This is a genomic window from Lysinibacillus sp. GbtcB16 (genome assembly GCF_019091145.1).
GTDB classification, from domain to species: Bacteria; Bacillota; Bacilli; order Bacillales_A; family Planococcaceae; genus Lysinibacillus; species Lysinibacillus fusiformis.
In genome coordinates, this window is record NZ_JAGXJV010000001.1 from 1233090 (window position 1) to 1252247 (window position 19158).

At 38.3% G+C, this 19158-nt stretch carries 21 protein-coding genes; 17 read left to right on the top strand and 4 right to left on the bottom strand.

Going from position 1 to position 19158, the window contains the following annotated elements; genetic code table 11:
* Positions 1–50 precede the first annotated feature (50 nt).
* Positions 51–1433 carry a Na+/H+ antiporter NhaC gene (nhaC, locus tag KVT27_RS05950; RefSeq protein WP_150907759.1) on the bottom strand — a complete coding sequence of 461 codons (1383 nt, stop codon included), beginning with the start codon at positions 1431–1433 and terminating at the stop codon, positions 51–53.
* Positions 1434–1977: 544 nt separating this feature from the next.
* Between nhaC and KVT27_RS05955 the strand changes: the two genes are divergently transcribed.
* From KVT27_RS05955 to KVT27_RS05980, 6 genes are all read left to right on the top strand, one after another.
* Positions 1978–2598 (top strand): DUF47 domain-containing protein, encoded by a 621-nt coding sequence (locus tag KVT27_RS05955; protein WP_008175806.1) that lies wholly within the window; start codon positions 1978–1980, stop codon positions 2596–2598.
* Between the two features lie 15 nt (positions 2599–2613).
* Positions 2614–3630, top strand: a complete 1017-nt coding sequence (locus KVT27_RS05960) for an inorganic phosphate transporter (protein WP_008175807.1) — start codon at positions 2614–2616, stop codon at positions 3628–3630.
* A 220-nt stretch (positions 3631–3850) separates the two neighbouring features.
* Positions 3851–4549, top strand: coding sequence for a response regulator transcription factor (locus KVT27_RS05965; protein ID WP_036125206.1), 699 nt, complete (start codon positions 3851–3853; stop codon positions 4547–4549).
* Complete coding sequence (locus KVT27_RS05970) at positions 4546–5985, top strand: HAMP domain-containing sensor histidine kinase (RefSeq protein WP_217580928.1); 1440 nt, start codon at positions 4546–4548, stop codon at positions 5983–5985. Before KVT27_RS05965 ends, KVT27_RS05970 begins: the two co-directional genes overlap by 4 nt.
* Positions 5986–5992: 7 nt before the next feature.
* Positions 5993–7063: a LolA family protein gene (locus tag KVT27_RS05975; protein ID WP_036146263.1), complete on the top strand. Its 1071-nt coding sequence runs from the start codon at positions 5993–5995 to the stop codon at positions 7061–7063.
* A gap of 9 nt (positions 7064–7072) precedes the next feature.
* Positions 7073–7294, top strand: coding sequence for a hypothetical protein (locus KVT27_RS05980; RefSeq protein WP_036125212.1), 222 nt, complete (start codon positions 7073–7075; stop codon positions 7292–7294).
* A gap of 176 nt (positions 7295–7470) precedes the next feature.
* Here KVT27_RS05980 and KVT27_RS05985 read toward each other — a convergent pair whose 3' ends face one another.
* The gene (locus tag KVT27_RS05985; RefSeq protein ID WP_217580929.1) at positions 7471–7824 is read right to left on the bottom strand and encodes a DUF4260 domain-containing protein; all 354 of its coding nucleotides are present in this window, start codon (positions 7822–7824) and stop codon (positions 7471–7473) included.
* Positions 7811–8251, bottom strand: coding sequence for a MerR family transcriptional regulator (locus tag KVT27_RS05990; RefSeq protein ID WP_025114892.1), 441 nt, complete (start codon positions 8249–8251; stop codon positions 7811–7813). Before KVT27_RS05990 ends, KVT27_RS05985 begins: the two co-directional genes overlap by 14 nt.
* Before the next feature lie 115 nt (positions 8252–8366).
* Between KVT27_RS05990 and KVT27_RS05995 the strand changes: the two genes are divergently transcribed.
* From KVT27_RS05995 to KVT27_RS06005, 3 genes are all read left to right on the top strand, one after another.
* A complete protein-coding gene (locus KVT27_RS05995; protein ID WP_217580930.1) occupies positions 8367–8873 on the top strand; it encodes a sigma-70 family RNA polymerase sigma factor in 507 nt (168 codons plus the stop codon).
* The gene (locus KVT27_RS06000) at positions 8866–10056 is read left to right on the top strand and encodes a hypothetical protein (protein WP_217580931.1); all 1191 of its coding nucleotides are present in this window, start codon (positions 8866–8868) and stop codon (positions 10054–10056) included. The genes KVT27_RS05995 and KVT27_RS06000 overlap by 8 nt, the downstream gene beginning before the upstream one ends.
* A 233-nt stretch (positions 10057–10289) precedes the next feature.
* The gene (locus tag KVT27_RS06005) at positions 10290–11738 is read left to right on the top strand and encodes a tetratricopeptide repeat-containing diguanylate cyclase (protein WP_036125219.1); all 1449 of its coding nucleotides are present in this window, start codon (positions 10290–10292) and stop codon (positions 11736–11738) included.
* Positions 11739–11784: 46 nt separating this feature from the next.
* Here the strand turns inward: KVT27_RS06005 and KVT27_RS06010 are convergent, their stop codons facing one another.
* A complete protein-coding gene (locus KVT27_RS06010; RefSeq protein WP_217580932.1) occupies positions 11785–12339 on the bottom strand; it encodes a GNAT family N-acetyltransferase in 555 nt (184 codons plus the stop codon).
* A gap of 166 nt (positions 12340–12505) precedes the next feature.
* Here KVT27_RS06010 and KVT27_RS06015 point away from each other — a divergent pair, with 166 nt between their 5' ends.
* The 8 genes from KVT27_RS06015 to KVT27_RS06050 all read left to right on the top strand — a co-directional run bounded on the left by KVT27_RS06015 (position 12506) and on the right by KVT27_RS06050 (position 19146).
* The gene (locus tag KVT27_RS06015; protein ID WP_036125221.1) at positions 12506–12976 is read left to right on the top strand and encodes a DUF2975 domain-containing protein; all 471 of its coding nucleotides are present in this window, start codon (positions 12506–12508) and stop codon (positions 12974–12976) included.
* 10 nt (positions 12977–12986) lie between these two features.
* Positions 12987–13199 carry a helix-turn-helix domain-containing protein gene (locus KVT27_RS06020; protein ID WP_008175824.1) on the top strand — a complete coding sequence of 71 codons (213 nt, stop codon included), beginning with the start codon at positions 12987–12989 and terminating at the stop codon, positions 13197–13199.
* A 187-nt stretch (positions 13200–13386) separates the two neighbouring features.
* Positions 13387–14034, top strand: a complete 648-nt coding sequence (locus KVT27_RS06025; protein WP_036146244.1) for a TetR/AcrR family transcriptional regulator — start codon at positions 13387–13389, stop codon at positions 14032–14034.
* Positions 14035–14072: 38 nt separating this feature from the next.
* A complete protein-coding gene (locus tag KVT27_RS06030) occupies positions 14073–16391 on the top strand; it encodes an ABC transporter permease (protein ID WP_217580933.1) in 2319 nt (772 codons plus the stop codon).
* Positions 16392–16394: 3 nt separating this feature from the next.
* On the top strand, positions 16395–17153 hold the full coding sequence (locus KVT27_RS06035; RefSeq protein ID WP_208704391.1) for an ABC transporter ATP-binding protein: 759 nt from the start codon (positions 16395–16397) through the stop codon (positions 17151–17153).
* Between the two features lie 125 nt (positions 17154–17278).
* Positions 17279–17797: a sigma-70 family RNA polymerase sigma factor gene (locus KVT27_RS06040; protein ID WP_036125225.1), complete on the top strand. Its 519-nt coding sequence runs from the start codon at positions 17279–17281 to the stop codon at positions 17795–17797.
* A complete protein-coding gene (locus KVT27_RS06045) occupies positions 17784–18446 on the top strand; it encodes a TIGR04104 family putative zinc finger protein (RefSeq protein ID WP_217580934.1) in 663 nt (220 codons plus the stop codon). Before KVT27_RS06040 ends, KVT27_RS06045 begins: the two co-directional genes overlap by 14 nt.
* A gap of 148 nt (positions 18447–18594) precedes the next feature.
* Entirely contained in the window at positions 18595–19146 is a 552-nt protein-coding gene (locus KVT27_RS06050) for a biotin transporter BioY (protein WP_008175833.1), read from the top strand.
* Positions 19147–19158 lie beyond the last annotated feature (12 nt).

The window sequence follows — 19158 nt, forward strand, 5'->3', positions numbered from 1 at the left end:
ACTTTTAGAAAAATAGAAAAGGTAGCTGATCAATCATCAGCTACCTTTTATTATTGCTCAAGCTTTGTTAATGTTTTACCGCTCCAACCAAAAAGTACGGTTAGAATTGGCCCAAGTAAACAGAAGAAGGTGAATGGTAGGTAATCCAGTGTGGATATACCAAGAACACTTGTGATGAAAATACCACAGACACTCCAAGGTACAAGTGGATTGACAACTGTTCCAGCATCCTCCATGACACGAGATAAGTTTTTAGGTGCTAGGCCAACCTTTGCAAATTGAGCTTTAAATGCTTCACCTGTTAACAGGATAGATAAATACTGCTCACCGATTAATGTATTGACTCCAATGCCGGTAAGTGCGGCGCCTGTAATAACAGCACCAGCACTTTTAAATAAGCTTTCAACCTTAGCTAAAATACTTTGTATAATACCAAGTGTGAACAAAAGCCCACCCATTGTTAAGGCCAGTAAGACAAGAGCAATTGTAAATAGCATACTATTCATGCCTCCACGTGTTAATAGGGCATCTACTTCCTTATTACCAGAGTGAGAGACATAGCCATCAAATAAAACTTTGAAGACGTCTGAAGCTGGTAGGGGATCTAGTGTATAAGATAAGCCTACACCGAGAATAGAAACAACGGCTAATGTAATAACGGCAGGAGCTTTATAAAAAGTCATCATAACGAGGACGACAATTGGTAATAATGTATACCAATGAATAAGTCCTGTAGTCAATAATCCTTCTTTAAATTGCTCCACCGTGTCAAAAGATGTTGCTTCGCCTGTTGGCGATAAAATAGCGTATAGGACGAATGAAATCAGAAAAGCAGGGATTGTTGTCCAGCCCATATTTTTAATATGTTCAAATAAATCTACACCGACTGTTCCTGAGGCAAGATTGGTTGTATCGGATAATGGTGACATTTTATCACCAAAAAAAGCACCAGAAACAATTGCACCAGCTGTTATGGTTAATGAAATGTCCATGGCACCTGCGATACCCATAAATGCCACTCCGACAGTTGCGACTGTTGTTAACGAACTACCAACAGAAATACCAACGATGCTACAAATTAAAAAAACAATGGCAAAGAAAAAGTTTGGTGAAACAGTTAAAAAACCATAATAGATGAGCGTAGGGATTGTTCCACCCATAATCCAGCTCGAAATTAAAATACCAATAAAGAAAAAGATGAAAACAGCGCCCAATCCAGCACTAGCACCTGCAATCATTCCACCCTCTAAATCGCGAAAGGGAACTTTTTTTAGTAATCCATAGGCTAGTAAAAGAGAAATAACTAAAAAAATCGGAATATGGGGTGTTGCTTTTAAATACCCAATACTAAAAGACATTGTGGCAATAATTAAAAGTATAACGAAGCTTGCCTCCATAAATCGAGGGTTGCTTTTAGCTTCTATTCGAAACATATGAAACCTCCTAATAAATACTTCTTCGCTTCAATGCGGTGAAGCCCAAAAGTATTATAGCACGCTAATATTTTTTGTCAATTGACAGAAAATTGCAGGATTCCTTCAAGTCAATGCTCTCAAGTTGTTGTCCTTACTTTTATGTATAAGCAGCAACAAGGACGAGCATAACAAATAGGAAAGGTGACATGTTTCGACATCTGTAGGTAATAAATAACAGAGGAAATACTTATTGCGAATGTAAATATCGTTTACAATTCCTTAACATTTCATGTGGTAAATAAATAAGGGGAAAAAAGATTATTTCAAGTATTTTTATAAAAATAACAGAAAAAACGGTCATATTTAAAGAAAAAATAGTGATTTTTATTATTTGATTTCCAACGTTTTCAACTTGGAAACCAGCCTGAAAATAAATGTGGCAAATTTTATATTACAGTTTTGTAAAATCAACATAGAAGTGTTTAAAATTTTGTAGAATTGTGTAAATGTTTTGTTATGATGATTCAGAAATTGATAATTTTTATTTTACAGGAGGAACAAGATGTTCAACTCAAACAAGCAAGATCCATTTTTTCAGTCATTATTGAAAATCGCTAAAAATGTGAATGAGGGAATTTATTATGCACATAATGCCCATATTCAAGATATAGATGCGTTAAAAGAAATTGCCGATACCATGAAAGATTATGAAACAAGCGGTGATAAATTAATTCATGAGCTTATCGTCATGCTGAATAAATCATTTATGACACCAATCGAGCGAGAAGATATTTTGGCTTTAGCCAATAAATTGGACGATGTAATTGATGGAATGGAAGGCTGTATTGCTCACTTCAATATGTACAATTTAACGGAAGTAACGGAGCCAATGCGTCAATTCCTAACATATATTGCGAAGAGCACTGATGAGATGGTACAAGCCATGGAGCTATTAAATAATAAAAAGCTTGTAGAGATGCGTAAACATGCGATTCAAATTAAAGATAATGAACGCGAATGTGATGAAATCTTCCGTTCCTCTATGAAACAGTTATTTATTCAAGAAAAAGATCCAATGCGCCTCATTGTTTTCAAGGATATTTATGAGCAATTCGAGGATATTGCTGATAGCTGCCAAACAGTGGCAAACACAATTGAAACAATAATTATGCGTAATGCATAAGATGGAGTGTAACAAATGGATACAATCTTACTAATTACCATATTAGTCGTTATATTCGCATTAGTGTTCGACTTTATAAACGGCTTTCATGATACAGCGAATGCTATTGCAACGTCTGTATCAACCCGTGCATTAAAACCACGTACAGCGGTTTACATGGCTGCGGTTATGAACTTCGTCGGAGCTATTACATTTGTTGGGGTAGCCAAAGCCTTAACAAAAGATATTGTGGACCCGTTTACCTTAAATGCCTATGATGGCGACATCACAGGTTCTGTTGTTATATTAGCAGCTCTATTATCTGCCATTACATGGAATTTACTTACGTGGTATTTTGGGATTCCATCAAGTTCTTCCCATACATTAATTGGGTCTGTAGCAGGTGCCGCGATTGCAGCAGCTGGATTCAGTATTCTAAACTATGCTGGATTTATAAAAATCTTACAAGCACTGATTTTCTCACCACTACTAGCGTTTGCCGCTGGTTTCCTAATGATGACCATATTAAAGGTCATCTTTAAAGATATGAATTTATACCGTACCAATAAAGGCTTCCGTACCATGCAAATCGGAACAGCGGCCTTACAATCATTTACACACGGAACGAACGATGCCCAAAAAGCGATGGGTATTATCACACTCGCTTTAATCGCAGGTGGATTACACACAGGCGACGATATTCCTTTCTGGGTACGTTTTGCAGCTGCAACCGCAATGGGTCTTGGTACCTCTGTAGGTGGTTATAAAATCATCAAAACAGTGGGTGGCAAAATCATGAAAATTCGCCCAGTGAATGGAGTAGCAGCTGACTTAGCTTCGGCTTCTATTATCTTTGGTGCGACATTAATTCACTTACCAGTATCCACAACACATGTTATTTCTTCATCTATCATGGGTGTTGGAACAGCACACCGTGTCAAAGGCGTTAAATGGGGGATGGCCCGTAAAATCGTCACAACATGGGTCATCACTATGCCAATCTCTGCCGTAATGGCCGCATTAATTTACTATTTTTTAAGTTTATTTTTCTAGCTTGATCAGAAGAATGCACAATCACTGTGCATTCTTTTTTGTTTGGGATGAAGTGGGGCTGAGTTGGAAGGCAAAAGTGAGGATAGCCCCGCGCAGAAGAAATGGAAAACCCCGATCATTTGTGCAAGATTCAGATTCGTTCTATGTTAAATATAAAGAAAGTGTAAAGTTCGGAGAAAATCGTTTTTTCCGTAGTAAGGTTAGTGCAGGAGGAGAATGAATGAAGGTAAAGTTATTACTGATTGAGGATGATGCAGCTATTGGTCGCATTGTCAAAGATACAATGGAGCAAGAGGGCTATCTTGTAACATGGGCCACTACGGGTCTTGAAGGGCTGGCAGATTTTCAGGAGCAACCATTTGATTTAGTGTTGGTGGATTGGATGCTACCAGAAATGGATGGTCTTACGGTTTGTCAAAATATACGTTGGGAAAGTGATGTGCCCATCCTTATGATGAGTGCTCGTAAGGAAGAAGCGGATAAGGTGGAGGGCTTGCAGGGAGCGGACGATTATATTGCAAAGCCGTTTAGTTTGGAGGAATTAAAGGCTCGGGTGGCATCTCATCTTAGACGCTGGAGACGCTATAACAAGCAAGACGATGTAGAAAAGCAGACTGCCTATGCCAATGGATTAATCATTGATTGGCAACGAGAAATAGTGAGCGTTAATCAGCAAGAAATAGCGTTAACTCAAAAGGAATTTGCTCTTGTCAATCTATTAGCAAAAAATCCGAATCAAACCTTTACGAAAGAGGAACTATATCAGCATATTTGGCAGCAAACGACTTTAGAGGACACACATACTGTCACAGTACATATTAAGGCACTGCGAGAAAAGCTTAAGGATTCGGTTAAACATCCATATTTTATTCAAACTGTGTGGGGCAAGGGTTACCGTTTTATTGGTGAACCATTATGAAAATTAAATCTTGGTTACTTATCACTTTTTTTATTGTCATGGTGTTGCCCATATCTGGTGCTTATAGTCTATATGTGTGGATAAATGCTTATTATCAAGATAAAAATGTTGCCGAATACTTTGATAAATGGACAGAGCTAAATCAGGTAAAAGCAGTCGTTGACAATCCAGCACTATATCAAAAAAATGCAAATTTAGAAGAGATAGAAGAGCTGACCAATGGGCAGCTAGCGATTACACTTTACACGAAATCAGGTTTTGTCTTATATTCCTCTAACCCTTTACAATCGGGCTATGTATGGAAAGAGCGGATGTTTAAAGGTTTATATGATTTACAACAATCGTACAACGCCTTTACCTACAAGGAGCCTGTATATCACAATGGGGACTTGTTGGGCATCTATGAAATTCAATTAATAAGAACGGATTGGGTAAAAGGTGTAGAGAAGCGTTCGTGGCTTGTTATTATAGGCACTATCTTGCTGTTTCTAGTAATTTATATAGGGGTCATTTTGTTGCTTAATGGGAAACTTAATCGACCATTAAGCGAACTGATGCATCAAATGCGAAGTTTTGCCAAAGGGGAGCATATAGAATCCAATTTAAGTTCAAGAAAAGATGAGATTGGTTCACTTTCCCAAACATTTATGGCGATGCAACATGAAATTGAAATGGCCCGGGCTTCCTTAAAAGTAGAACAACAGCAAAAAGAGATGATGATTGCAAGTATCTCCCACGATTTAAAAACGCCTCTTACCGCTATTCAAGCCTATGCGGAATCCTTACTAAACAATGGTTTATCACAACAGCAGCAAGAAGAATATCAGCAGGTCATCATCACGAAGGCTGATCGTATGAAGCATATGCTAGAAGATTTATTGATGTTTACATTACTCCAATCAACAAGCTATGAATTAGAGCTGGTAGCAGTTGATGGGGAAGAATTTTTTGAGATGGCTTTGTCAGACTATGAACCGTTATGTGAGGAACAAGGTTTTACATTAGAAGTGTTCTGTGATGTAGCTGGGCTGTATGCTGTGCACCCTAAACAACTTCAGCGCGTGATTGATAATTTATTGAGCAATGCATGGCGTTATGGTGAGATCGGTACATCTATTGGTTTAGCGGCAATTAAAGCTGGAAGTTTTCCGGAATGGGGGTTTGATTTCCTTAAGCCAGCTTTAACGAAGCAAGAGGGTATGTATATGATTGTGCAGAATGTTGGGCAGGGCTTGCCACAAAAGGACATTGTAAAGTTATTCGAGCCCATGTATCAAGCGGATCATGCAAGATCAAAGGCTGGAGAACGAGGAACAGGTCTTGGCTTAAATATTACGAAACAAATAATTGAAAAACATGGTGGCACTGTAGAGCTGCTTTCTAGGGAGAATATTGGAACAGCTGTTGTCTGCTGGCTACCACCTATAAAGGAGTAGATGAACTATGAATTGGAAAAAATCTTGCCGAGCAGCGGGCTTAATCGCTGCCATGACATTTAGTTTAGTAGGCTGTAATACAGAGGCATCGTATTCACCGCAAGAAATTATTGAGCAAGCACTTCAGGAATCGAGGGAACCACTTACCTATTATGGCGAATATACGCTAGATATGGGGGAGCTAGGTGGCAAAGCTCAAGTGAAAGAATGGGTCAAGAATAGCAATAGACGTATAGAGATGAAAGGGGACAATGATGAACATGTCATCACAGTCAAAACTGATTCTGAACTGATAAGTTATGATGTCACTCAACATACAGCCTATAAAATGGCTTATCCACAAGGTGAATTAGACGGACTGCAATCGCCTAGGGAAGAGGTACAGCTTGTTTTTAATTTGGTTAAAGATACACATGATATTAAAATATCCGGTGAAGAGAAGGTTGCTGGGAGAGACACATATAAAATTGTAGCAAAAGCTAAAAAAACTGATTCATTATTTGGGGATATAGAAGCATGGATTGACAAAAAAACTTGGCTGACGTTAAAAATGAAATCAGATAATGCAGGTAATCAAATGATCACTGAATACTCAAAAATAAATGTTGGTGAAAAAATTGATGATCAACAATTTATGCTTGATCTACCAAAAGATGTAACAATCCAAGAAATTAGCGGTGAAGATACTTCAGAATTAATTTCATTGGACGAAGCGAAACAACAACTAGAAAAGTTTTTAATGGTTCCGCAAACAAATGGTCTTACTATAGATAAAATTTCAATGGTTAAAGGATTAGAGGATCGACTAGAATATTCTTTTGACATTGGGTTAGATGGAGAGCTTGCTTTTTTCGTTACTATTTTTAAAGCAGATGATAGTATCGCTGAAATTGGCCCCATCTTAAATGAAAAAGAGATAGATATTCGAGGACAAAAAGGAACGGTTATGGATGATAAAAATTTCCGTTCGATTGCTTGGCAAGAAAACGGCTACCAATATAGTATGGTTGGCGAAAATCCTGAATTAACGATAGAGGATCTTGTAAGCTATGCAAAACAAATGGAACTTGTTCAATGAGGTGATGCTATGAAGCGAGCACAAGGGTTGAAATGCCTTGCACTGTTTTTATTTACTACTATTTTTTTATACGGGGTAGGCGATACCTATCAAGTGTCTTGGCTACAATTTCATTTAACAGGCCAATATGATGAAGTAGGCTTTTATTTCAGCTTTACGTCACTTATTCCGATATTTATTGGATTATTGATGGTAGGGCTTTATGAATCACTGTTAAAACGATTAATATAAAAAGTTAGAAGCAGGATCTCGGATGAGAATCCTGCTTCTTCTAGTAAAAATTTGCTATTTTACGTTAACGTATTTACATCATTTAAAAGAGGAGACATTCAAGTAAATGATCGTTCATTGATCCCTTAAGGAGCATGGATACCCAAGCTCCTATTTTTAATGCTTCATCTTGCTCATTATGCAATCTGCTGTAAATGTGTTTTTGTAAAGGCTTCATCATATTTTAAGCCATAACCGAGTGCTCGATCTAAGAAAATATGTGACAGCCAAATCAAGGCAACCATCAGTAGTGTTGGGATGGAAAGCGTAAAGCCAATTACGAGTAGGATAGTCGGTATGACGAAGCTATGCCCCGTATTATAGCAAAGGGCACCCATTTTTGAATTAATCATATAACCGGCCATAGTGATATCAGGCAGCAATAAAAATAAAATAAATGATAGCCATGAAAAATCTAAGTGCCCATAGAAAAAGACCGTCAAGATAAAGGCAATGACATATTCTAGCGAGATAATTTTACGTAGTTTCATTGTAACCACGACCTTCCTGTAAATTTTGGTACATATCTTCAATAAGTGAATTAATTTTTTCTTGATTGTTTTTAAATTGTCCATCAGCCATTAATGTTTTAGTTAGCTGTAGTGATTGTCGTGCATGCTGATAAAAGTGCATGAGCTGTTCAATATGGGCAATCTTTGCAGTAAATAACTGTACCGTTTCTTCATTACACTCTGTGGATATAGGTTTTTTTTCGAGTGTCAGTAAATAGTTGATTTCTTGTAAGGTAAAGCCAAGCTGGCGTAGGACGAGAATAAATTTCATGGTCTGTTCACATGTGCCATCATACACACGGTAGCCATTGTTTAACTTCTGTGGATGTAGTAGTCCTTCTTTTTCGTAATAACGGACTGTATCGGTGGATAATTGAAACTTCTCGGCAAATTGTTTAATTTTCATATGAGCACCTCCTACAATTATCCTAACATTGGAGTATGCTCCAAGGTCAATACGCGTTTAGAAAAAATTTGAAACGGTGATACATTGGGAATCGTTTATTGTGTAAGAGGGGGAGGTGGGTGGCATACTTGAACAAATCATTGATGAACATGGAGAGCATTTATTGCGTCTCGCTTATTTTTACGTAAAGAACCGACAAACAGCGGAGGATATTGTACAGGAGGTTTTTATTAAATTTTCTCAGTGTAATTATGAGGAACGTGGGCAGCTACGCGCTTTTTTATCCGCTTTAACGATTAATCGTAGCAAGGATTATTTAAAAAGCTGGCATTATAAAAAACTACTTGTACAAGAAAAAGTGTTTCCTATGAAGTGGAATAAACAGCGTGATGAGCTAGTCGTGGCGGAGGAACGTTCCTCTGTGGGAGCGGCAATATTAAAGTTATCACTTCTGTATCGAGAGCCGATTGTTCTTTATTATTTTGAAGAAATGAAAATACATGACATTGCCCGATTATTAAGGATTTCAGAAAATACGGTGAAAACAAGGCTGAAACGGGCAAGGGAGGCATTAAAGTCCTATCTAAAGCAGGAGGAATGGGAGGTGCTAAAGGATGAATAAAGTACACAAAGAATTGGTGAAAGTAACGGGGGATATGACGAGTAGCAAAGAACGTGTTAAACAACATGTGCTACATCCTAGGAATTCTAACAAGAAGCCTTATCGATTCACACTTTTATCGGTCGTGCTCACCCTATGTGTGGCAGGGTTTATACTGGTACAGCTGTTAGAGAAGGAAAAGACACAGACGACTACATGGTTTCATGAAACACAGCTCGATCATTTTGAGCGTATAACCCAAATGATGTGGCCCAATCAAAACAAGGAATTTTATAAAGAAGAGGCTTATCGTTCGTATGAGAGGCTTGTTGCCGCATACTATTTTGCAGAGTCATTAGGAATTACCTATACGAAGGATGAACTCGAGACGGAGAGGAAAAACTTCGTTGAGCAAATGGAAATGCTACAGCAATCACCTAAAAATAAAACGTTTTTTCGAGGAGTAGAACCGAGTAAATATGTGGATGTTTATATGGAACCTCTCCTGCCGATGTATCTAGCTAGAACGAAGCTCTACGCGATGTATAAGGAAAAATATCCAACTTTTTATGCCTATAAAGGCGTAGCAGATATTGAGGCTATTCGGTATTTCCAAATGAATTTTGCTGAACAGGCGATGGCCTTTCAAAAGGAAAATAACATCGTAGATCGTTCTAGTACATCTGGCACCTCTTTAGTGGGAACCGTTGCAAAGGTTGAGTCAAATATCTTTTTATTTATCGAAGGCATTATTCCAAAAGATCTCGATCATATGACAGAAAAACAGTTGGAGGAAAAGTATGAGCAAGCTGATTGGTACCCTGTATTAGCTGATTTTCCTGTAGAACAAGGGGACTATATTACCCTCCATTCGACTGAAACGGGTAGCATCGAGGAAAATGGGATTGTCCGAAAATATGGCTTATTAAACGATGTGGAGGTATTAGAGCCTGATGTCACTGTGGAGCTAAATTTGCAAAATGAACAAGAAGTAGCTGAATTCTTGCAGGATATGCCCTGGCAGACGGCAGACTATATGAGAAGGCCCCCTGATTACTCCCTTCAGGTGGAAGGGGTGCGTATTGAAATATGGAAAGGCTATGGAGGTTCGCTTTATCTACAAAAGATAGGGAGTGGAGAAATTAAATTAAGCTCCGAAAAGGCCAAGAAATTAAAAGAATTACTAAGTATAGAAGAATCTTAACAAGTCTCCGTGAAAGAGGCTTGTTTTTTGTTAGCGAGAAAATTATAGTGAAAGTACTATGTTAAATTTACCATAAAAATATAAAATTAGTAACGTAGGATAATATACACAATAATTTATTTGTCTAGTATTAATTGCTTAATTTTGTAAAAATAAATGAGTCCAAAGAATTGTAATATTTTATTCGTGCAGGTAGTATTAAAGAAGTAAGGTTGAAGATAAGGGGGAGCGGTATGAACGTACAAGAATTTGAAGAATTATGGATTACGCTCAATGAATTATATAACGCGGATCGTTTTTTAGAATATATAGAAATAAGTAGTGCCGCAATCGAAAGTGCCATTAAGCTTGGAATGTATGATAAGGCAATCCTTTTATTACGCTATAGCTGTGCCAGTTATTTTCAAACAGGTGATTTACAGCTATCAATTAGTGTACTTGAACAATATCGTGAGCTAACTTTTCAACATGGCAATGATATTGACCTCATTCAGTATTATAATATAGCCGCGATTTATTGGGGGACATTTGGTCACTTAAAGAAATCTGAAGAGCTGATGCTAAAGGGCTTAAAAATTGCTGAATCTATTCAACATGTGGAGAGCTTGGGGAAAATTTATAATAATCTAAGCGATTTGGAAATATCGATGGGCAATTATCGTACAGCCAAGGAATTCGCCTTAAAAAGTCTTTATTACTCGAATGCGTTTGAAGTGCAGCATAAAGAGCCTTATACAGGAATTATGTATCCGAAAACAAACCTAGCCGTATCACTTATATGGCTGGATGAGTTTGATGAGGCCAATGTACTATTACAAGAACTACTAGCCACGATTCATAACCCGCCCTATTCAAAAGTACAATTAGAGGTTTTCAATGCCTATGCCATTCTCTGTGAACGACAGGGACGCGTAAGTGAAGCTATTGATTTATATCAAAAGACTAAACATTATGCTTTGCAAAACAATGATCTGTCTTTGCTTCAAATCATCTATAATTCATTAGTGAAGCTTATAGAGGATCAGGGCAATAAAATTGTTTTATGTGCAGTTCAGAAAGAATATATTAATATTTTGTTAGAAATTCAACGTGAAAATTACTCTCATGTATTATTTGAAATGGAGTATAACGATCATAAGAAGCAATTTGAAAAAAATGCTTATTTCGATCCGCTGACGAATATTTACAATCGACGTTATTTTGATGAAAATGCAAAGAGGATGCTCGAAAAAGCAGCTGAAGATAATCAGCAATTAGCGTTAATGATGGTGGATTTAGACCATTTTAAAGAAATTAATGATATGAATGGTCATCTATTTGGAGACGATGCATTAACGAATACCGCTAAAACATTGCAAGATTATTTTCAACCCTTTGAATCGATTGTCGCACGTTTTGGTGGAGATGAGTTTATAATCCTCAGTCAAGTAAAAGAGGGGGAAACGGTGCAAACATTGGCCGACAACCTTTATCAAACCTTAACGGCTTTGTCACTTACGGTGAATGGTGAAACAGTACAATTGGAATTTAGTATTGGTGTTAGTACTAATGATTTTGGCAAGATAAAGATAGTGGAAGAGCTTATCCAACATGCGGATGAAGCGCTTTACAAGTCGAAGCGTAATGGACGCAACCAAATTACACACTATAACCATTATTGTGATGTGGGAAATGGTATTTAAAGAGAAAGAGGCATGACTTTATCCGAGGTGCCTCTTTCATGTACGTTTACAAGCTACAGTAAGGGTTAATAATGCCGTAAAATACGATATCTTCAAAAGTACCGTTTTTAAAAACATGATCCTTTAACGTTCCCTCATACTGCATGCCACACTTCTCCATGATTTTGCCAGAGGCGGGATTGGAAAGAAAATACTGCGCATAAACACGATGATACTGTTTTTCCTTAAAAGCAAATTCAATGATGGCACTGGCAGCTTCTGTTCCATAGCCATTTCCCCAATATGGCTCACCAATCCAATAAGCTATTTCTCCATTTTTGTGTTGCTGACGATTTGACAGTCCAATGGCCCCATATAATTGCCCACTTTGTTTGTCCGTTATGGCAAATTCATAGAGCTGCTCTTGCTCAAAATTTTGTTGGTGAGTGGAAATCCATGACAATGCACAGTCTAACGTATAGGGATAAGGTAAATTTAACGTGCTTTTATATAGGGCAAAATTATTACACAATGCACTTACTTCAGGTGCATCCGCTTCTGTAAATAGCCGGAGCATGAGACGCTCTGTTTCTATTGTTTTTTCTGCAGCTTGGTCATTCATTGAAATACCCCCTTCAACCATGGTAAAAATGATTATAGCACAATAAAAAGAAAAATAAACCAAATAATGGATATTATTAATATCATGAAATTAGATAAAAATTTATTGAAAAACGATAAATTGTATGGTAAATTGAACAGGATATTAAATAAAAGAGGTGCGTAATATGAAACGGGAAACGCTCTTTTTAAAGATCGCTGTTTTTCTAATGGGGTTGCCGGTTTTTGCCTTATGTATATGGGTGGTGCCACGTGTTGCTTTAGACACAGCTCAGCATTCACCGGTCTTAACCATTGCTGCATTACTTGGCGTCTATGCAACGGCAATCGCTTATTTTGTTGCTCTATATACGACGATTAAGCTGCTAAGCTATATTGATCAAAACATTGCATTTTCAGAGCTATCAGTGAAGGCTTTAATTAAAATTAAATATTGTGCAATTGTCATTAGTAGTGTTTACGTGGTTGGCATGCCACTGATATACTATGCTGCGGAAGTAGACGATGCCCCAGGTCTTATACTTATTGGAATGGTCATTATTGGTGCTTCTTTTGTAGTTGCAGTTTTTGCTGCTGTTCTTCAAAAGCTTCTAAAAAATGCCATCGATATCAAATCAGAAAATGATTTAACGGTTTGAGGTGAATACTATGGCGATGATTATCAATATTGATGTCATGTTGGCAAAACGGAAAATGAGTGTAACAGAACTTTCAGAGAAGGTTGGCATAACGATGGCGAATCTTTCTATATTGAAAAATGGTAAGGCGAAAGCGATTCGCTTTTCAACGTTAGAGGCGATTTGTGAGGCATTAGAATGTCAGCCAGGGGATATTTTAGAATATAAAAGGAACGAAGAATAAAGACTGTAGGTAAAAGCCGTCGAGCTCTCTCGATGGCTTTTGTCGTTTTTTCTTGGTGGGTATGGGAACGAGGTAGCTTTTTTATTGAAAAAAGGCTGTAGAAAATATTGCCAAATGGAATATAGTTGTGCTACGATAAAGCTAAAATAATTCGACAGTCAGTCGGTCTATTGTGGGGGTTGTTAAGATGAGGGAAATGAAAAAGGCAGAAGAACGTAGAAATGAAATTTTAGATGCAGCAGATGAACTGTTTACGCAGAAGGGATTTGATGGCACTAGCACAAATAATATTCTTGAAAAAGTAGGGATTGCACGCGGTACTCTTTATTATCATTTTAAATCCAAGGAAGATATTATGGATGCCCTCATCGAACGTTATACGGAAACGATGTTAACGAAGGCAAGGGCAGTGGCAGGGGATAGTAGCATTGCGGTGAATGAGCGCATATTGAGGGTTGTGATGGCATTAAATATGCAGAATGAAAATGGTCAGGAAATTATGGACCATATTCATAAGCCACAAAATGCATTAATGCATCGAAAAATACAGCAGGTGGTTATGAATCAAGTACCGCCATTATTGACGAGTATTATCCGTGAGGGTATTGAACAAGGAATTTATCATACACCGTACCCATACGAATGCATGGAGATGATTGTTGCCTATACAAATACCGTTTTCGATGATGATTTGGTGTTGTTGTCAGATGAAGAACGGGCTGCTCGTGTCCCAGCATTTATCTTCAATGTGGAGAGAATGCTTGGCGTGGAAAGTGGTAGTTTGTTGTACATGATGAAAATGTTTGGTCATGAAGGGGAAGACGGGACGAAATAATTGTACTTAGGGTCTTAAAACTGACAAAGGGGTGACCTATGTATTTCAAAATTGTGCGGAATGATATAGCGAATAGTAAGCTAATTACATGTTTGATAACACTGTTTGTCGCAGGAGCTGCTATGCTTGTTACGCTTTCGGCCGTTCTGATTGTTCATTTATCAACTTCTATTGATACATTATTAAAGCAAGCGGAAACATCCCATTTTCTACAGATGCATTCGGGTACTATCGATCAAGCGCGTCTCATTGACTTTGCCGAGCGAAATGAGCTGGTGGATAAATATCAGATCAACGAATTTCTCAATGTAGATGGTGCCAAGATCAACATTGCAGGCAACACACTTGCACAAAATGTTCAGGACAATGGGTTGACTACGCAAAGTGAGAAATTTGATTTTTTACTAGACCTTGATGGCCATGTGATTGAAGCGGATAACGGAGACATTTATGTACCTGTAGGCTATATGAAGGACGGCACAGCCAAGCTAGGTGATACAGTGATGGTCCATAATAAGCCATTTACGGTTGCAGGTTTTTTACGGGATTCGCAAATGAATTCCATGTTAGCATCGTCCAAGCGATTCCTCGTGAGTGAAGAGGATTATGCAGCGATTCAGGCAGCCGGCACTATTGAATATTTAATAGAGTTTCGTTTGAAAGATTTGGCTGATTTAAGAAGCTTTGAAGAGGACTATCATCGAGCACAATTAGAAGCGAACGGACCAACGATTACATGGCCGCTTTTCAAAATGCTAAATGCCATATCGGATGGTTTGATGATCGCTGTTATTTTATTAATCAGCGTCCTCGTGGTGGTCATTGCATTTATGTGTATCCGTTTTACATTGCTAACTAAAATGGAAGAGGATTATCGTGAAATTGGTGTAATGAAGGCTATTGGTATACGTGTTTCAGATATTCAGAAAATGTATTTTGCTAAATATGGTGTAATAGCGGCATTTGGCTGTATGCTTGGCTTTATTCTTTCCTTTATGGTGAGGGATATTCTTTTAGCCAATATCCGTCTATATATGGGAGATACAGCGAATACATCATTGGTCTGGCTATTCACTATTATCGGTCTGGCGCTAGTATTTGCTTCTATACTAATTTACGTACAATTTTTATTGAAACAGTTTCGTAAGCTTTCGGCTGTTCAGGCTATCCGATTTAGCGCGATACAAAGTAAAGGAAAACATGCGAAGTGGCTAAATATTAGCTCCAATAAAAGGCTCCCAATCAATCTCTTTTTAGGCGTGAAGGATGTACTTTCCCGTAAAGGTTTATATGCCACAATGCTCACTGTCTTCATAGTAGCAACTTTTATTATTATTGTGCCTCAAAATTTATACCATACCATTTCATCCAAAAATTTTATTACGTATATGGGGATTGGCAATAGCGATATCCGCATAGATATCCCGCAAGGCAACCTACATGCTCAGCATGTAACAGCTGTGGTCAAAACACTAGAGCGTGATGAAGATATTACGGATTATACGGCTCTGACGACGAAAAAGTTTACAACCATTACAAATGATGGCGTGGAAGAAAGTCTAAAAATTGAGTTGGGCGACCATACCGTTTTCCCAGTAGAATATGCGCAAGGGAGTGCGCCGGTAGCTCAGGATGAAATAGCACTTTCTGTTCTTAATGCGGAGGAGCTTCAAAAAAAAGTGGGCGATACGATTTTACTGATCATCCAAGGTGAAACGAAAAGCTTAACTGTGAGTGGCATCTATTCGGATATTACAAATGGTGGGAAAACAGCGAAGGCAGCATTCTCTGATGAATCCTCAGAAAGTATGTGGGATGTCTTCTATGGTTCGCTATCAAAACAATCGGAAGTCGAAAAAAAGGTTGTGGAGTATGCAGATAGCTTCCTTTTTGCCAAGGTTTCAGGCATTGATGAATATATTTATCAAACATTTGGAACGACCATCAGCTCCATGAAGCAAGTAGCGAGTGCAGCACTTATAGTAGCTCTCTTTATGTGTGTGCTGGTGACACTGTTATTTATGAAAATGCTGATTGCAAAGGATCGATCTCCCATCGCTATCTTGAAAACGATTGGCTTTACAAACGTCGATATTTCCATACAATATGCAGCACGATCAGTTGTTGTCTTAATGCTGGCTATTTTTGCGGGGACATTTCTCGCCAACACATTAGGGGAATTTCTGACGACCACGGTCATTGCATCCTTTGGTGCAGCTTCATTTAATTTTATCATTAATCCACTAGCTGCCTATGTTTTTTGCCCATTAGCCCTCCTATGCGTCGTACTTCTAGCAACGCTTATTGGGACTGTTAAGGCGGGACAATTAAAAATAATGGATTATATAAAGGAGTAGAACATGAAAAAACTTGTGACTGGTGAACAAATAGTCAAGTCATTTCAGGTCGGAACAGAAAGATATGAGGTTTTAAAGGCTGTATCCATCGATTTATATGAAGGCGAGTTCGTTTCTATTATGGGTCCCTCGGGTTGCGGCAAATCAACCTTACTGTATGCTCTTAGTGGTATGGATAGCATTGATCAGGGTCGGGTTTCTTTTGATGGAGTGGATGTAGCAACACTTCATGACAAGGAGCTAGCTGAGCTCCGCCGAACGCGGATGGGCTTTGTGTTTCAACAGCCAACCTTTCTTAAAAGCTTAAATATCCTTGATAATATAGTATTACCCGCAGTACGTGATCAGCGAAAAAATGTGGAGGCATTAACGGAAAAAGCACAGAGCATCATGAAAAAAGTAGGGATTGCAGACTTAGCAAAGCGTAATATTACGCAGGTTTCAGGTGGCCAGCTTCAGCGGGCAGGCATTTGCCGTGCTTTAATTAGTAGTCCATCGATGATTTTTGGTGATGAACCAACAGGCGCTTTGAATTCAATGTCTGCCCAGGAAATTATGGATATTCTAGCCTCTATCAATCAAGAAGGTACAACGGTAATGCTTGTGACACATGATCCGAAAATAGCTGCACGAACGGAGCGTATTCTCTTTATGAGTGATGGTTCTATAATCAGTGAATTGCGTTTACCACCATTCAACGGTAAAGATTTGGATGATCGAATGGCAAAAGTTGCAACAACGATGCGAGAAATTGGTATTTAATAGATGAATTCAAAAAATCCGCAATGACTTGGCAGTAGCCGTTGCGGATTTTTTATTTTTTTTAGAAAAAATGAATCGCATTGGCAATGGCGTCCGTCAGTAGTATAAGAAAGTAGGTGAGAGCCATGATGGATATTGAACAAGTGATCGAGGAGCATGGGGATTACTTACTAAAGGTCGCCTATTTATATGTGAAGAATAAAGCGACAGCGGAAGATATTGTGCAGGATGTGTTCATAGCTTTTTATCAAAAGCAGGAGCAGTTTCGCCAGCAAGCATCATTGCGTACATATTTAGTAAAAATGACAGTCAATCGGAGCCATGATTATTTACGGAGCTGGAAAAGTAAACGCCTGACATTATTTGAAAAGATTGCGGGCCGCACAACGGCGATTACACCAGAGAAGAAAGTGCTCGAGAAGTCGGTCAAACAAGAGCTGACAGAGGCGTTATTTACATTATCGGTAGCTTATCGTGAGGTTCTAATTTTGTATTATTTTGAGGAGATGACAACTGTAGAGATTGCACAGCTTGTCCGATGCCCAGAAGCGACAATTCGTACAAGGCTACAACGAGCGCGTAAACAGCTGGCAACAGCCATTGGTGACTTTGATTGGGAGGTGCTACGTCATGAATCAATTTAAAGAAGAGCTATTAAAGGAACTACAAGATATAAAATTTTCGGGGGAGCGTAAACAACTAATCGCAGAAAAGGCTAGACGGAAAGAAAAGCATAAAGTAGGTAAACAATGGACGTACCGCGTCGTACTCGCGACCTTTACTGTATTGGTCATTAGTTTTAGTTATCTTTTAACAGAGCAGAAGGGACAGCGCACCACAGGTCACCAAGCAGCAACTATACAGTCCGATGCCTGGAGCTGGTGGACAATTTTCAATTCTGATTATGTTCGAGGAATTTTGTTGTTGGGCTTTTTTATCGGTGCTGCTTTTATTGTCAAGCGTGTATTACTAAAAAAAGGATATGGTCTTCCTATTTGTATAGAATGCGGGGAGAGCTGGTCTGAAAAGGAAGCACGCAAATTGTATCGCAAAAATGGAGAAATTGTGTGCCCTCATTGTGGCCAAAAACAGTATCGTACGAAAAAATCCATGCAATTAGGGGGCATGCTTTCAATGCCGATACCACTATTCATTATGTTGCAACATGTATTTCATAATTACTTCATCGGTTTTATTTTCTTTCTAGTAGGGGTGCTGATTTTTCTTTATCAAGTCGTGCCATATGTCTTTAAGCTACAAAACAAGGATTCTATGAATGAACCTTTATGGTAATAATAATACCGAAGAGAAATTGCGATAGTTATCTAGCAATTTCTTTTTTTTACACCAAAATACATTGACAAGCGTTTTCATTTGCTTTATCTTTGTGTTAACTTATTTTTATTATTAGTTAACGTATAGCAAAGGGAGGCTTTTTACATTGAAAAAAGGAAGTACATATCAATATGTGTTAGCAGCATTTGGGGCAGCGATTATTGCTGTTCTGGCACAGGTGACTATTCCACTACCTCTAATTCCAATTACAGGACAAACTTTAGCAGTCGGCATTGTCGTGACTATTTTAGGGACAAGACTAGGAACATTATCTGTTCTATTATATATTTTACTAGGAGCAGCTGGTTTACCAGTGTTTAGTGGAATGTCTGGAGGTCTAGGAATTTTAGTCGGTCCAACAGGGGGATATATTGTAGGATTCCTTGCCACAGCGATTATTATGGGCTTATACTTAGATAAATTTGGTATTACATTTACCCAAGCAATTATTGCGAATATCATCGGTATGATTATTACGTTATCATTTGGGACGGTATGGTTAAAAATCGTAGCAGATTATACATGGACAGCAGCCTTCTTGGGTGGTACTGCACCATTTATAGTAGTAGGGATTGTCAAAGCGGTAATGGCAGCATGGATTGGTGTGATTGTCCGTCGCCGCTTAGAAAGAGCACATTTAATTGAAGCAATAGCATAGGACATAGGGGGA

Coding starts and splice junctions, on each gene's coding strand:
- nhaC (WP_150907759.1), bottom strand. CDS start 1,433: ATGTTTCGAATAGAAGCTAAAAGCAACCCTCGATTTATGGAGGCAAGC.
- KVT27_RS05955 (WP_008175806.1), top strand. CDS start 1,978: ATGTTCAACTCAAACAAGCAAGATCCATTTTTTCAGTCATTATTGAAA.
- KVT27_RS05960 (WP_008175807.1), top strand. CDS start 2,614: ATGGATACAATCTTACTAATTACCATATTAGTCGTTATATTCGCATTA.
- KVT27_RS05965 (WP_036125206.1), top strand. CDS start 3,851: ATGAAGGTAAAGTTATTACTGATTGAGGATGATGCAGCTATTGGTCGC.
- KVT27_RS05970 (WP_217580928.1), top strand. CDS start 4,546: ATGAAAATTAAATCTTGGTTACTTATCACTTTTTTTATTGTCATGGTG.
- KVT27_RS05975 (WP_036146263.1), top strand. CDS start 5,993: ATGAATTGGAAAAAATCTTGCCGAGCAGCGGGCTTAATCGCTGCCATG.
- KVT27_RS05980 (WP_036125212.1), top strand. CDS start 7,073: ATGAAGCGAGCACAAGGGTTGAAATGCCTTGCACTGTTTTTATTTACT.
- KVT27_RS05985 (WP_217580929.1), bottom strand. CDS start 7,824: ATGAAACTACGTAAAATTATCTCGCTAGAATATGTCATTGCCTTTATC.
- KVT27_RS05990 (WP_025114892.1), bottom strand. CDS start 8,251: ATGAAAATTAAACAATTTGCCGAGAAGTTTCAATTATCCACCGATACA.
- KVT27_RS06000 (WP_217580931.1), top strand. CDS start 8,866: ATGAATAAAGTACACAAAGAATTGGTGAAAGTAACGGGGGATATGACG.
- KVT27_RS06005 (WP_036125219.1), top strand. CDS start 10,290: ATGAACGTACAAGAATTTGAAGAATTATGGATTACGCTCAATGAATTA.
- KVT27_RS06010 (WP_217580932.1), bottom strand. CDS start 12,339: ATGAATGACCAAGCTGCAGAAAAAACAATAGAAACAGAGCGTCTCATG.
- KVT27_RS06015 (WP_036125221.1), top strand. CDS start 12,506: ATGAAACGGGAAACGCTCTTTTTAAAGATCGCTGTTTTTCTAATGGGG.
- KVT27_RS06020 (WP_008175824.1), top strand. CDS start 12,987: ATGGCGATGATTATCAATATTGATGTCATGTTGGCAAAACGGAAAATG.
- KVT27_RS06025 (WP_036146244.1), top strand. CDS start 13,387: ATGAGGGAAATGAAAAAGGCAGAAGAACGTAGAAATGAAATTTTAGAT.
- KVT27_RS06030 (WP_217580933.1), top strand. CDS start 14,073: ATGTATTTCAAAATTGTGCGGAATGATATAGCGAATAGTAAGCTAATT.
- KVT27_RS06035 (WP_208704391.1), top strand. CDS start 16,395: ATGAAAAAACTTGTGACTGGTGAACAAATAGTCAAGTCATTTCAGGTC.
- KVT27_RS06040 (WP_036125225.1), top strand. CDS start 17,279: ATGATGGATATTGAACAAGTGATCGAGGAGCATGGGGATTACTTACTA.
- KVT27_RS06045 (WP_217580934.1), top strand. CDS start 17,784: ATGAATCAATTTAAAGAAGAGCTATTAAAGGAACTACAAGATATAAAA.